This is a genomic window from Thalassotalea euphylliae, from assembly GCF_003390335.1.
Taxonomy (GTDB): Bacteria; Pseudomonadota; Gammaproteobacteria; order Enterobacterales; family Alteromonadaceae; genus Thalassotalea_F; species Thalassotalea_F euphylliae_B.
Genome location: NZ_QUOU01000001.1, coordinates 55,298 through 68,589, shown reverse-complemented (window position 1 = coordinate 68,589; position 13,292 = coordinate 55,298). Strand labels below are relative to the sequence as shown.

Genomic DNA, 13,292 nt, shown 5'->3' with positions numbered 1-13,292 from the left:
GGGAGTTTTGAGTGTATCTATTTGAACCGTTAAAAGAGTTTGCCTCCAGCTATTTGTCGAAAGTACAAATCGACTTACTAAAGCAAGCGTATGTGGTCGCGCGAGACGCCCATGATGGTCAAATGCGGTCAAGTGGCGATCCCTATATTACGCACCCAGTTGCGGTTGCCTTGAATTTGGCAAAGATGCACCTCGATCACGAAACCTTAATGGCCGCCTTGCTACACGATGTCATTGAAGATACCGAAGTTACCAAAGACGAATTAGCAGAGCAGTTTGGCGCGACAGTCGCAGAGCTGGTCGAAGGCGTCAGTAAGCTCGATAAGCTAAAATTCGACAACAAAGAAGAGATGCAAGCGGAGAACTTCCGCAAAATGGTACTGGCAATGACCCGCGATATTCGCGTCATTCTGATCAAACTTGCCGACCGTACTCACAATATGCGCACGCTGGAGTCACTGCGTCCAGACAAACGCCGTCGAATCGCTCGTGAAACCCTAGAGATTTACGCACCAATTGCGAACCGTTTGGGTATTCACGACATTAAGAACGAGCTTGAAGTATTAGGCTTTGAGGCCCTTTACCCAATGCGCTCACGAGCACTGCGCTCAGCGGTAAAACAAGCCCGTGGTAATCGTAAAGAGATCATTAACAATATTCAGGGCGAAATTGAACAACGCCTTGCCGAAGCCGGTATTCAAGCGCAAGTGATTGGCCGTGAAAAACACCTGTATTCCATTTACCGCAAAATGTTAAACAAAGAGTTGATGTTTAACGAAGTGATGGATATTTACGCCTTCCGCGTGATTGTGCCAGACAAAATTGACGACTGTTACCGCGCCCTTGGCGCAGTGCATAACTTGTTTAAGCCCATTGAAACTCGCTTTAAAGACTATATCGCGATCCCAAAAACCAATGGCTATCAGTCGCTACACACATCGCTTATTGGCCCGCACGGTATTCCCGTTGAAATTCAAATTCGCACTAACGACATGGATCAAATGGCGGATAAAGGGGTCGCCGCTCATTGGCTGTACAAGCAAGACGGTGATGACAGTGGCACAACCGCACAAATGAAAGCACGTCGCTGGATGCAAAGCTTGTTAGAGCTGCAACAAAGCGCTGGTAGCTCGTTTGAATTTATCGAAAACGTTAAGTCAGATTTATTCCCAGAAGAAATCTACGTATTCACCCCAGACGGTCGCATTATCGAACTCCCGATGGGCGCGACGGCGGTGGATTTTGCCTACGCCGTTCACACCGATGTGGGTAACTCGTGTGTGGGTTGTAAAGTGGATCGCAAACCTTATCCGCTTAGCCAACCCATTGATTCAGGGCAAACCATCGAAATTGTCACTTCATCTGCTGCGCGTCCTAACGCCACTTGGCTAAATTTTGTGGTTACAGCAAAGGCTAGACTGCAAGTGCGTACTTACTTACGCTCACAAGAAGAAAATGAATCGCAAGCGCTTGGCCTACGCCTGTTAAGCCACGCCTTGGGCACAACCAAGCTCGACGATATTCCTGAGGAAAAAGTCGCGCAGGTTGTTGAGGAAACCGGCAATGAAAGCTTAGAAGAGCTACTTGTTAATATTGGTTTGGGTAATGCGCTTAGCATAGGTATCGCCCGCCGCTTAACCGATGAGTTTACCGACGACAGTGAAGAAGCTGTGCCGAGCAAAAACAAAATGCCGATCAAAGGCACAGAAGGTATGCTGGTCACTTACAGTAAATGTTGTCGCCCTATCCCAGGCGATACCATTTTGGCTTACCTTAGCCCAGGTAAAGGGCTGATTGTTCACCAAGCTACATGTAAAAACATCAAAACTCACGAAAGTAAACTGTTTCCAGTGAAGTGGGATAGTGATATAGATAAAGAGTTTATCGCCAAGTTGCGCGTCGAGATTGTTAATCATCAAGGAGCGTTAGCTGCACTTACCAATGTCGTTGCCAAAAGCGAGTCGAATGTGCATTCAATGAATTCAGGTGAAAAAGACACTGGCCTATACGCCATCGATATGGAAATTACGTGTCGCGACCGCGTGCACTTGGCCGACATTATTCGCAAAATTAAAAAGATGATCGACGTACAAAAAGTCGTTCGTAACAAATAACTGTCACCAGCTTTTAAAAGAGCAGTTTGTCGTAAAAGGAATCCTATGAAAACTATAGTTTCAACAGAAAACGCGCCCAGCACCATCGGTACTTACAGCCAAGCGGTAAAAGTAAGAAATACCGTTTATTTATCAGGCCAAATCCCATTAGTACCGGAAACTATGGAAGTAGTTTCGGATGATTTTGCCGAGCAAGCAGAGCAAGTCTTTAAAAACCTCGTTGCTGTGTGTGAAGCCGCAGGTGGTGAAATTAATGACATGGTGAAAGTGAATATTTTTATGACTGATCTTGCCAATTTCGCGACAGTGAACGACATTATGAGCAAGTATTTCGCTGAACCTTACCCTGCCCGTGCCGCCATTCAAGTATCTGCCCTGCCAAAAGGCGTTGATATTGAAATCGACGGCATTATGGAAATTCCTAACGTTGCTTAACATCCGCTTCTTGGCACACGTCACCTAGCAGTTACTTAGTAAAGACTAAGCCAAGCTAATTTGGGCGATTTATCGCCTTGAGCACCTAAACATGCGCTGCAATCGCCACGTTTAGGTGCGCTTATCACGCTCACCTCACGTCATTTATGCTCGCAAGCATACATTTTCAGTAAATACTGTTAAAATCCACAGCAATGCTCAATTTAACTGAAATGTGAAGCCAATGACTCCAGAACGACATAACCGTATTTTAAGTATGCTCAACCATCGCCAGCCAGACTTAACCGTTTGTATGGAAGGCGTGCACAAAGCCCATAACCTTGCGGCAGTGGTGCGTACTTGTGATGCAATTGGCGTTAGTGCAGTGCACGCGGTTTGGAAAAACGAGCAAATGCGCGCTTCTGGCGGTATTGCTGCGGGCAGCCAAAACTGGGTCGATGTTCACAATTACTCATCAACTGAAACCGCCATCAACGAGCTAAAACGCCAAAAGATGCAAGTATTGGTGACTAACCTGTCTGACAAAGCCGTTGATTTTCGCGAGATTGATTACACCAAACCAACGGCAATTATTCTTGGTCAGGAGAAATTTGGCGCTTCTGACATCGCAAAAGAAATGGCCGATCAAGACATCATTATTCCTATGGTCGGCATGGTGCAATCACTGAACGTATCGGTGGCCAATGCCGTAGTGCTTTACGAAGCACAACGCCAGCGCGAAGCGGCAGGTATGTATGGCCGTTCAACCATTGACGAAGACACGCGCCAGCGCATGTTATTTGAAGGTGGCCACCCTATTTTCGCTAAAGTTTGCCAATCAAAAGGGCTGCCTTACCCGCACATTAATGACGACGGTGAAATTATTGCGTCTGACGACTGGTGGCAGAAAATGCAAATGAGCCAAGCAGCTTGGGCCGATATCGACGACGAATAACCACAGCTACAACAGATTTCAAAATAACAACAATATGCAGGGAACGACGAATCTAGCACAAGTTACCATCGCCTCACTCAAAGGCGTAGGGCCAGCCATGGCAGAAAAATTTGCCAAGCTTGGCCTTAATTCCGTGCAAGATTTGTTGTTTCACTTGCCACTGCGTTACGAAGATCGCACCCGAGTTACCGCAGTTCGCGACTTACTGCCAGGCATTTATACCAACATTATTGGCGAGATCACCAATAACCAAGTGGTGCTTGGCCGCAAGCGTATGCTCGTGGTCACCATCAACGATGGTACAGGCAGTATCGACCTGCGCTTCTTCCATTTTTCAGCCGCGCAAAAAAATGCCCTTACCATAGGTACAGAGCTGCGCTGCTATGGTGAAGTACAGCGCGGGCCACGCAGCTTTCAAATTGTTCACCCAGAATACAAACCTCTTGATAACGACCAAGCACTGACGGCGGTTGAAGAAACGCTAACGCCAGTATACCCAACAACCGACGGATTAAGGCAAATTACCTTCCGCAACATTAGCGAACAAGCACTAAAGCGCCTTGAGCACGGCAGTGTTGAAGAGTTACTGCCAACACAATTTCTGAATGAACCTTACACGTTAGCAGCGGCGCTAAAACTTATTCATCGACCACCACCAGATGTTTCCACCGAGCAATTAGAAAACGGTAAGCACCCAGCGCAGTTACGCCTGATAAAAGAAGAGTTATTAGCCCATAACTTGAGTATGGTAAAGCTGCGTCAATCGGCAGATAAGCATGACGCTATGCCAATGCAAGTTGATAATAAGCTGAATCAAACGTTTCTCGATAGCCTGCCGTTTGAGCCAACAGGAGCACAAGCGCGTGTTGTTAAAGAGATTCGCGACGACTTGGCGAAACAAGTGCCAATGATGCGTTTGGTGCAGGGGGATGTTGGCTCAGGTAAGACCTTAGTGGCAGCACTGGCAGCGCTCACCGCCATTAGCCAAGGTTTCCAAGTGGCACTCATGGCACCCACCGAAATTCTCGCCGAACAGCACGCCATTAACTTTCAGCGCTGGTTTGAGCCACTTGATATCACTGTCGGTTGGTTAGCAGGTAAAACCAAAGCCAAAGCGCGCCGTGAAGCTTTGGCAAAAATTGCGGATGGCACGATTCAAATGGCGGTTGGCACCCATGCGCTGTTCCAAGAGCAAGTAGAATTTCACAAGCTAACCTTAATCATTATTGATGAGCAGCACAGATTCGGCGTACACCAGCGCTTATCACTGCGAGAAAAAGGCGCGTTTGATAACAAATACCCGCACCAGCTGATCATGACCGCCACGCCTATTCCGCGTACCTTGGCCATGACCGCCTATGCCGATCTCGACACCTCAGTTATTGATGAACTGCCACCGGGTCGAACCCCTATTAACACTATTGCCCTACCCGACACCCGCCGCGATGATGTGATTGAACGTATTCGCCAAGGTTGTATGAATGACAATCGCCAAGCTTACTGGGTATGTACCCTGATTGAAGAATCAGAAGTGCTGCAATGTCAGGCCGCCGAAGACACCGCTAATTACCTACAAGAAGTACTACCAGAGTTGCACATCGGGCTAGTGCATGGCCGGATGAAACCGGCTGAGAAGCAACAAGTGATGGAAGCCTTTAAAGCAGGTGATTTACATTTATTGGTGGCTACCACAGTGATTGAAGTGGGCGTTGATGTTCCTAACTCTAGTTTAATGGTGATTGAAAACCCTGAGCGCTTGGGGTTGGCGCAATTACATCAGCTACGTGGCCGCGTGGGTCGAGGGTCGGTTGCCTCACACTGTGTACTGATGTATAAATCGCCGCTCTCAAAAACCGCCACTAAACGCTTAGGTGTGTTACGCGAAAGTAACGACGGCTTTGTTATTGCGCAAAAAGACTTAGAAATTCGCGGCCCCGGTGAGCTGTTAGGCACCAAACAAACCGGCCTCGCCGATCTTAAAATTGCCGACCTTATTCGCGATAAAGATTTGATCCCCGAAGTACAACAACACGCCTATTTGCTATGGCAACAGCACCCGCAGCAAGCGGAAGCGATTATTCAGCGCTGGCTGGGTAATCGCGAGCAGTATTCAAATGCTTAGATCCTCATAGAATCTGCCAAGTGATTACAATTGCATCCATATAAAATAAGCGATAAATCCTATGATACTAGCGCTAACGCAGAGAAATAATAATAGCCGAACGACGTTCCTAAGCTTTGATAACAAGTAACCTGAAACGGCGCTTGCTATCACAATTATGGTAAATTTGAGCCATTTGGGAGCGTTATCAGCACCTAAAATTCCTAAATTGTTAAACGTTAATATACCTGCTGCTATTGCCCCAATGATAAAAAGCCCTAAAGCCCAATTTCCATCTACATGATCTTCATATTCTTCATCATCCAATAAAGTATTATCATTAATACGATGCAATGACATTCGGTAGCTCCAATTATTAATTCAACAAATTACTAAGATTATATTTTAGCTATGCAATGCTAACTGTCCTTTTTCTTTAATAGTTCGCGTAAGTTCGCCACCCCAGCCTTAGCCGTTTCCTGTTTTTGCTCTTGGCTTTTCGGCGCGCGCTCGTTTTCCCAGTTTAAGTCGTCTTGTGGCATCTCATACAAAAAGCGGCTTGGCTCAGTACGAGCTACCTCGCCAAATTGACGGCGTTCACGAGCGTAAGTACAGATCAGCTCACGCTTGGCACGGGTTACCCCTACGTAGGCAAGGCGGCGCTCTTCTTCGACATTGTCTTCATCAATACTCGATTGGTGCGGCAGTAAGCCCTCTTCCATACCAATCAGGAAAACATAAGGAAATTCCAACCCTTTGGAGGCGTGCAGCGTCATTAGCTGTACTTGATCGGAAAATTCTTCTTCCTCGTTGCGCTCCATCATATCGCGTAAGGTCAAGCGAGAAACCACTTGCGGTAGCGTCATCGGCTCGTCCAATTCATCGCCTTCAAGCATTTGGGTGACCCAGCTAAACAGCTGAGTCACGTTCTTCATGCGCATTTCAGCTGCTTTACCGCTTGGCGAGCTGTCGTATAGGTAATCTTCGTAATTCATTTCGCGGATCATCGAGCGCAATACCGCTGGTGTGTCGCCACGCTCGGCATTATCTGCCGTTTCTACTATCCAACGGGTAAACTTTTGTAAGTTAACCAGTGCACGCCCCGTTAATGTTTGCTCTAAGCCAAACTCAAAGCTGGCAGCGAACATACTAATTTGGCGTTTATTGGCGTAGTTACCTAATTTTTCCAAGGTAGCCGGGCCAAGTTCACGCTTAGGCACATTACAAATGCGTAAAAAGGCATTGTCGTCGTCATGATTCACCAACAGGCGCAAGTAAGCCATGATGTCTTTAATTTCAGCGCGTGAGAAAAACGACGTGCCGCCACTAATTTTGTAGGGAATGCGGTTAGTCATCAGCGCCTTTTCGAGCAAGCGTGATTGGTGATTACCGCGATATAAAATGGCGTAATCTTTGTAATGGCTTTTGTTCATAAAGCGATGACCAATCAGCTCACCCACCACGCGCTCCACTTCATGCTCTTCGTTGCGCGTTTGTACGATACGGATCGGTACACCATAGTCGTGCTCACTAAATAACGCTTTGTCATACACATGTGGGTTGTTGGCGATCAGAATATTGGCACAATGCAGAATACGGCCACTAGAGCGATAGTTCTGCTCTAGCTTTATCAATTTCAAATTGGGGTAATCCTGGCCAAGTAGCACCAGGTTTTGCGGCTTAGCACCACGCCACGAATAAATCGATTGGTCGTCGTCACCAACCACAGTTAAACGGCCGCGTTCACCAGTGATCAGCTTTACTAGCTCATATTGGCTAGCATTGGTATCTTGGTATTCATCCACCAGCATATATTGAATTTTTTTCTGCCACCGAGCGCGTACTTCAGGGTAGTGCTTGAGCAGTAAAGTGGGAATTAAGATCAGATCATCAAAGTCGAGCGCGTTGTAGGCTTTCATATGATTGTGATAACGCTGGTAAAACTCGGCATACAAGGCTGTATCGGCATCGCCTGCTTGTTTCAGCACTTGATCGGGTAGCAACAGGTCATTCTTCCAGTTAGAAATCATCATCTGCAACTTGCTTAGCAAGTCTTTATCACCCTCAAGCTCTTGCTCGGTAAGCTCTTTAAGCAAAGCAATGGTGTCTTGATCATCAAACAGCGTAAAACCCGGTTTATACCCCAAGGTTTTGATTTCACGGCGAACAATATCTAACCCTAGCGAGTGGAAGGTCGAGACAATTAGGCCACGTGTTAGCTCGCGCCCTAACATTTTCGCGACCCGCTCTTTCATCTCTCGTGCGGCTTTGTTAGTGAAGGTTACGGCAGCAATATTACGCGCTTTATAGCCACATTTTTGGATCAAATAAGCAATTTTCTGACAAATAACACCGGTTTTACCGCTGCCCGCGCCAGCCAGCACCAAACAAGGGCCACTGACGTATTTTTTTGCTTCATCTTGGCGAGGGTTTAGTTGCATGACTGGGTCTACCTTGGCTGCTAATTGAGCGCTAATGCGCGTTATTTGAATATCATTTATTGATACAGAATTAAGGCGGCAAATTTTACCTTGTTTTGTGATCTAGGCTAGTACTTACGACAAAATTTTCTGCGCCTCATCGCGCTTTTGCGGTAGACTGTCAATTAAGACATTAAGTAAAGTCTGCGCGCTTTGAGCAAGGACTTTTACAAATTAGGGCAAACCCAAATGATCAACGCAAAGAAAATTGAAGAAATCGCCAAACAAGTGAGTGATGCAATTCCACCGGGCGTGAAATCCGTTGCCAATGAAATTGAAGAACGTACAAAAACCGTGATTCAGCGTAAGCTGTCTGAACTAGATGTGGTGACACGTGAAGAATTTGATGTACAGACACAAGTGCTGATCAAAACCCGTGAAAAACTTTCAGCATTGGAAGCGAGTGTTGCCTCTTTAGAGCAAAAATTAGCTGAGCTTGAGCAAGGTTCTGAAAAGCCAGCGGCCGAGTAAAGCGTAGCAGCTGGATTAGATCCTATCGCCTTGATCGGTAAAGCCGCATTGGAAGCGAGTGTTGCCTCTTTAGAGCAAAAATTAGCTGAGCTTGAACAAGGTTCTGAAAAGCCAGCGGCCGAGTAAAGCGTAGCAGCTGGATTAGATCCTATCGCCTTGATCGGTAAAGCCGCCTTGAACGACATGGCCGCAACAAGGCTTTAGAAGTCTGCCAACCCAAGGATGTGATCGTTTGCAGACTTCACTTACTGACAAATTTCAGCGCTGACCCCCCCATTAAGCAGCTAGTTAAAGAGCTTGCGTTCAATCACAAAGCCCATCATCCCGGCAGCAAATAAAAATATGCCAATCACCTGCAACCAAGCATTAATCGGTTGTGCCTGATCAACCATTTGGGAATGCCAATAATAGCGCGTACCACCATCGACTGATTTTTCAATGGGATTGCCGAGCCAAGTCGCAATGCGAATATGTTCAACATCGCGACGGCCGGTCATTTCAATAGCTTTTTGATCACGTATTTTCTTTTCACCCCGCGGCAATAAACGCGGCCAATCATTAAAAATGGTTTTGATCTCGCCTTCGCGCACCACACCGTCTGAAACATATTCATATTGCTGCTCTGAAAAAATCAGTTTGCTATAACCGGCAAAAAACAAGGTGATAGCAAAGACAATTAACGCGCTCGACGCTAATAAATAATTTCTTCGCTGGCTAAACTGTTGCTGGTTTTGTTGAGTTAACCAGTGCTCCACATCGGGTAACGCCGCTAATTTTTGCACGCTCATCGCAGGAAGTTTTTGCAACAAAGCTTCAAGCTTGATATCCAGCGCCGTCAGCAATTTGCGCAACATCTCATTGGAAGGCTGTGCTTTATCATTTTCTAACTTCGATAAATACGACTGCTCGATTCCGGCTAACTCGGCCAACTCCGGCTGGCTCATTTGTTTCGCGTGACGAAGCGATTTTAACTGTTCACCTAAACTCATTGTCTTCTCCCTATTTTTACTTACGCCTAAAGTTAATAACCTAAAATGAAGAACCTAAAGAAACCCAATAAAAATAAGGCTGCCGGCCGCCCTATCTCGATTGAACTGGCTATTATTCTTGGTTATTCCTAGATTAATAAAAAGCAGAATATCAGGGAATTTCCTTGAATAAACAGGAAACTTGCACTTGTAATCAGTCATACTGGTTAAAAGCAAGACAATAAAAAAGCCCTCGTGATGAGGGCTTTCGATACTGGTGAAGGAGGTAGATTAGCCCTGTTTTAAAAAGGCATGATAAGCAAGGTTTTGTGTTTCCTCCTGCCACTCGTACCCCAGGTCTTTAAGGTGGCGGAAAAAGTCGAGCTGATCTTTGTCACTCACATCAAAACCCGCGAGTACCTGACCAAATGCCGCGCCGTGGTTACGGTAGTGGAATAAGGTAATATTCCAGTGCTCACCTAAGGTATCTAAGAACTTTTCCAAAGCTCCGGGATATTCAGGGAATTGGAAACGGAAAATGCGCTCATCAAGTTCAACTTGGCTCTGCCCACCGACCATATAGCGAATGTGCAGTTTTGCCAGTTCGTTGTCAGTAAAATCCTGCACCTGATAGCCAGCATTTATGAGTTCTTGCTGCAGTTTCTCGCGCTCTTCAACCCCGCCAGCAATGCGAATACCGACAAAAATATTAGCGCTACTTTCGTCAGCATACCGATAGTTAAACTCGGTAATACCACGCCCCGATAAGGTTTGGCAAAAACGTCTAAAACTGCCTTTTTGCTCGGGAATGGTTACCGCAAACACCGCTTCTTTTTGCTCACCTAGCTCGCAGCGCTCAGAAATATAGCGCAGACTGTGAAAATTCATATTCGCGCCAGAGAGCACCGCCGCTAGATTCTCGCCACCTTTGCTGGTTTGGCAATATTTGCTAATTGCCGCCAACGACAAGGCCCCCGCAGGCTCGGCAATCACACGGGTTTGCTCGAAGACATCTTTAATAGCAGCACAGATTTCATCGCTGTTAACGGTGATCACCTCATCACAGTAATGTTTGATCACATCAAAGGTGTGCTGGCCAATGCGCTTAACGGCAACACCGTCGGCAAACAAGCCCACTTGGCTTAGATCCGTAGGCTGGCCTGATGCCATCGCCGCTTTTAGGCAAGCAGAGTCTTCCGCTTCGACGCCAATCACTTTAATATCAGGTCGCAGTTGCTTTAAATACACCGCCATCCCCGCAAGCAAACCACCGCCACCCACAGGAATAAATACCGCATCAAGCTTGGTGTGCTGCTGCAATAACTCTTTGGCAACCGTGCCTTGACCTGCGATCACATCAACATCATCAAATGGGTGGATCAGCGTTTTTTGCTCTTGTTCAGCACATTCCATCGACGCTTGTTGCGCATCGTTATAGCTTTTGCCAACTAAGCGCACCTCTGCCCCTAAACGACGCACATTATCGACTTTAATATCTGGCGTTGTAATTGGCATAAAAATAGTAGCATGAATACCCAGTTTGCTGGCAGCCAGTGCCAAGCCTTGCGCATGGTTACCGGCAGAGGCGGCAACAACACCATGAATGCACTGGGCTTCAGGCAGGTTTGCTAATTTGTTATAAGCACCGCGTAACTTGAACGAATGTACGGGCTGCTGATCTTCCCGTTTTAAGAAAATCTGGTTACCTAAACGCGCTGAAAGTTTAGTCAGTGGCGTTAAGTCTGTTTCCTTGGCAACATCATAAACAGGCGCCAGCAAAATACGGCGCAGATAGTCTACGCCGAGTGCTTGTGCGCTTTGTGCTTGATGTTCACCTGCATGATTAGCCATTGGTTGCCTCTTACTTGCCCTAGGTTTTAGCTGAGCCGTCTGATACGGCACTGTCGAGTAGCTCGCGATTGCGCACTGCGCCTTTGTCTGCACTGGTGGCTAACATGGCGTAGTTCTTTAACGCATAGCTGATTGGACGCACGCGCTCGGCTGGGTGCCAACTGTTAGGCTTAGCATCCATATCAGCACGGCGCTTCGCTAATTCATCATCACTGATATTGAGCTTGATAGCACGGCTTGGAATGTCGATAACAATTTCATCACCATTTTCAACGAGCGCGATTGCTCCGCCACTCGCAGCTTCTGGCGAGACATGACCGATTGATAAACCTGAGGTACCACCAGAGAAACGGCCATCGGTGATTAACGCACAGGCTTTACCTAAGCCCATGGATTTGAGGTAAGTGGTCGGGTACAACATTTCTTGCATACCCGGGCCACCTTTTGGCCCTTCGTAGCGGATCACGACGACTTCGCCTGCGACAACACTGCCATTTAAAATGCCTTCAACGGCATCGTCTTGGCTTTCAAAGACATGGGCAGGGCCAGTAAACGTTAAGTTGTCTTCGCTTACACCAGCAGTTTTAACCACACAGCCATCAAGCGCTAAATTACCTGATAGTACGGCTAAGCCGCCTTCGGTTGAGAAAGCATGGTCAAGCGAGCGAATACAGCCATTTTCGCGATCGTCGTCGAGCGTATCCCAACGACAATCTTGGCTGAACGCTTTGGTGGTGCGAATACCAGCAGGGCCTGCGCGGTAGAATTTTTTAACCTCTTCGTCGTCAGTGACTTTAATGTCGTACTGGGCTAAATGTTCAGTTAGTGAAGTGCCTAGCACGTTAGTGACGTTCGGCTTTAACAGCTTGGCGCGCGCTAGTTCACCTAAAATGCCAATAACACCACCGGCACGGTGGACATCTTCCATGTGGTATTTCTGCGTCGATGGCGCCACTTTACATAGCTGTGGCACTTCGCGAGACAACTTGTCCATGTCAGCCATGGTGTAATCAATACCCGCTTCTTGGGCGACCGCCAACAAGTGCAAAATGGTATTTGTTGAGCCCCCCATGGCAATATCTAGGCACATGGCGTTGTGCATCGCATCGCGGTTGGCGATATTACGTGGCAAGGCTGACGCATCATCGTCGAAGTAGTAACGCTTGGTAAGCTCAACAATTTGCTTACCTGCTTTTTTAAATAACTGCTCGCGATCAGCATGCGTTGCCAGCATTGAGCCATTGCCCGGTAGGGCTAAACCTAGCGCTTCGGCTAAACAGTTCATTGAGTTAGCGGTAAACATACCTGAACAAGAACCACAGGTTGGGCAAGCAGAACGCTCTATTTGGTCACTCTGCTCGTCGCTTACCGTGGGATCTGCCCCTTGGATCATGGCATCGACTAAGTCGAGCTTGATGATTTGATCAGAAAGCTTGGTTTTACCCGCTTCCATTGGGCCACCGGAAACAAAAATGACCGGAATATTCAGGCGCATTGCCGCCATTAACATGCCCGGCGTGATCTTGTCACAGTTAGAAATACACACCATGGCATCCACGCAGTGGGCATTAACCATGTATTCCACCGAGTCGGCAATCAAATCGCGCGATGGCAAACTGTACAGCATGCCGCTGTGTCCCATGGCGATACCATCATCAACGGCAATGGTGTTAAATTCTTTCGCGTTAGCGCCTGCGTCTTCAATGGCACGCGCGACAAGTTGACCCATGTCTTTTAAATGCACATGGCCCGGTACAAACTGAGTAAATGAGTTAACCACGGCAATAATAGGCTTGCCAAAGTCCCCATCCGTCATCCCTGTTGCTCGCCATAATGCGCGAGCGCCCGCCATATTCCGGCCTTGTGTAGACGTTGCTGATCGTAATTTTGGCATTTTCTTATCCTACTATTGCTGTATTCGTTAACTGCTATAAATTG

The 13,292-nt window shown here is 47.1% G+C and carries 10 protein-coding genes; 5 read left to right on the top strand and 5 right to left on the bottom strand.

Annotated features, from left to right (window positions below):
• Positions 1-11: 11 nt before the first annotated feature.
• The 4 genes from spoT to recG all read left to right on the top strand — a co-directional run bounded on the left by spoT (position 12) and on the right by recG (position 5,605).
• A complete protein-coding gene (spoT, locus tag DXX93_RS00270; protein ID WP_116006301.1) occupies positions 12-2,114 on the top strand; it encodes a bifunctional GTP diphosphokinase/guanosine-3',5'-bis pyrophosphate 3'-pyrophosphohydrolase in 2,103 nt (700 codons plus the stop codon).
• Positions 2,115-2,159: 45 nt separating this feature from the next.
• Positions 2,160-2,549, top strand: coding sequence for a RidA family protein (locus DXX93_RS00265; RefSeq protein WP_116006300.1), 390 nt, complete (start codon positions 2,160-2,162; stop codon positions 2,547-2,549).
• Between the two features lie 223 nt (positions 2,550-2,772).
• Positions 2,773-3,483 carry a tRNA (guanosine(18)-2'-O)-methyltransferase TrmH gene (trmH, locus tag DXX93_RS00260; protein ID WP_116006299.1) on the top strand — a complete coding sequence of 237 codons (711 nt, stop codon included), beginning with the start codon at positions 2,773-2,775 and terminating at the stop codon, positions 3,481-3,483.
• A complete protein-coding gene (gene recG / locus DXX93_RS00255) occupies positions 3,467-5,605 on the top strand; it encodes an ATP-dependent DNA helicase RecG (RefSeq protein WP_309545407.1) in 2,139 nt (712 codons plus the stop codon). Before trmH ends, recG begins: the two co-directional genes overlap by 17 nt.
• Positions 5,606-5,629: 24 nt before the next feature.
• Here recG and DXX93_RS00250 read toward each other — a convergent pair whose 3' ends face one another.
• Together DXX93_RS00250 and rep are read right to left on the bottom strand one after the other, a co-directional pair.
• Entirely contained in the window at positions 5,630-5,944 is a 315-nt protein-coding gene (locus DXX93_RS00250) for a hypothetical protein (RefSeq protein ID WP_116006297.1), read from the bottom strand.
• A 59-nt stretch (positions 5,945-6,003) separates the two neighbouring features.
• Positions 6,004-8,025 carry a DNA helicase Rep gene (gene rep, locus DXX93_RS00245; protein WP_116006296.1) on the bottom strand — a complete coding sequence of 674 codons (2,022 nt, stop codon included), beginning with the start codon at positions 8,023-8,025 and terminating at the stop codon, positions 6,004-6,006.
• 228 nt (positions 8,026-8,253) lie between these two features.
• On the opposite strand from rep, the gene ubiK reads away from it, so the two are divergent.
• Positions 8,254-8,535: a ubiquinone biosynthesis accessory factor UbiK gene (gene ubiK, locus DXX93_RS00240; protein WP_116006295.1), complete on the top strand. Its 282-nt coding sequence runs from the start codon at positions 8,254-8,256 to the stop codon at positions 8,533-8,535.
• A 284-nt stretch (positions 8,536-8,819) separates the two neighbouring features.
• Here ubiK and DXX93_RS00235 read toward each other — a convergent pair whose 3' ends face one another.
• The 3 genes from DXX93_RS00235 to ilvD all read right to left on the bottom strand — a co-directional run bounded on the left by DXX93_RS00235 (position 8,820) and on the right by ilvD (position 13,248).
• Positions 8,820-9,524: a helix-turn-helix domain-containing protein gene (locus tag DXX93_RS00235; protein WP_116006294.1), complete on the bottom strand. Its 705-nt coding sequence runs from the start codon at positions 9,522-9,524 to the stop codon at positions 8,820-8,822.
• Positions 9,525-9,794: 270 nt separating this feature from the next.
• Complete coding sequence (gene ilvA, locus DXX93_RS00230) at positions 9,795-11,354, bottom strand: threonine ammonia-lyase, biosynthetic (protein ID WP_116006293.1); 1,560 nt, start codon at positions 11,352-11,354, stop codon at positions 9,795-9,797.
• A 19-nt stretch (positions 11,355-11,373) separates the two neighbouring features.
• A complete protein-coding gene (gene ilvD, locus DXX93_RS00225; RefSeq protein WP_116006292.1) occupies positions 11,374-13,248 on the bottom strand; it encodes a dihydroxy-acid dehydratase in 1,875 nt (624 codons plus the stop codon).
• Positions 13,249-13,292: the final 44 nt, after the last annotated feature.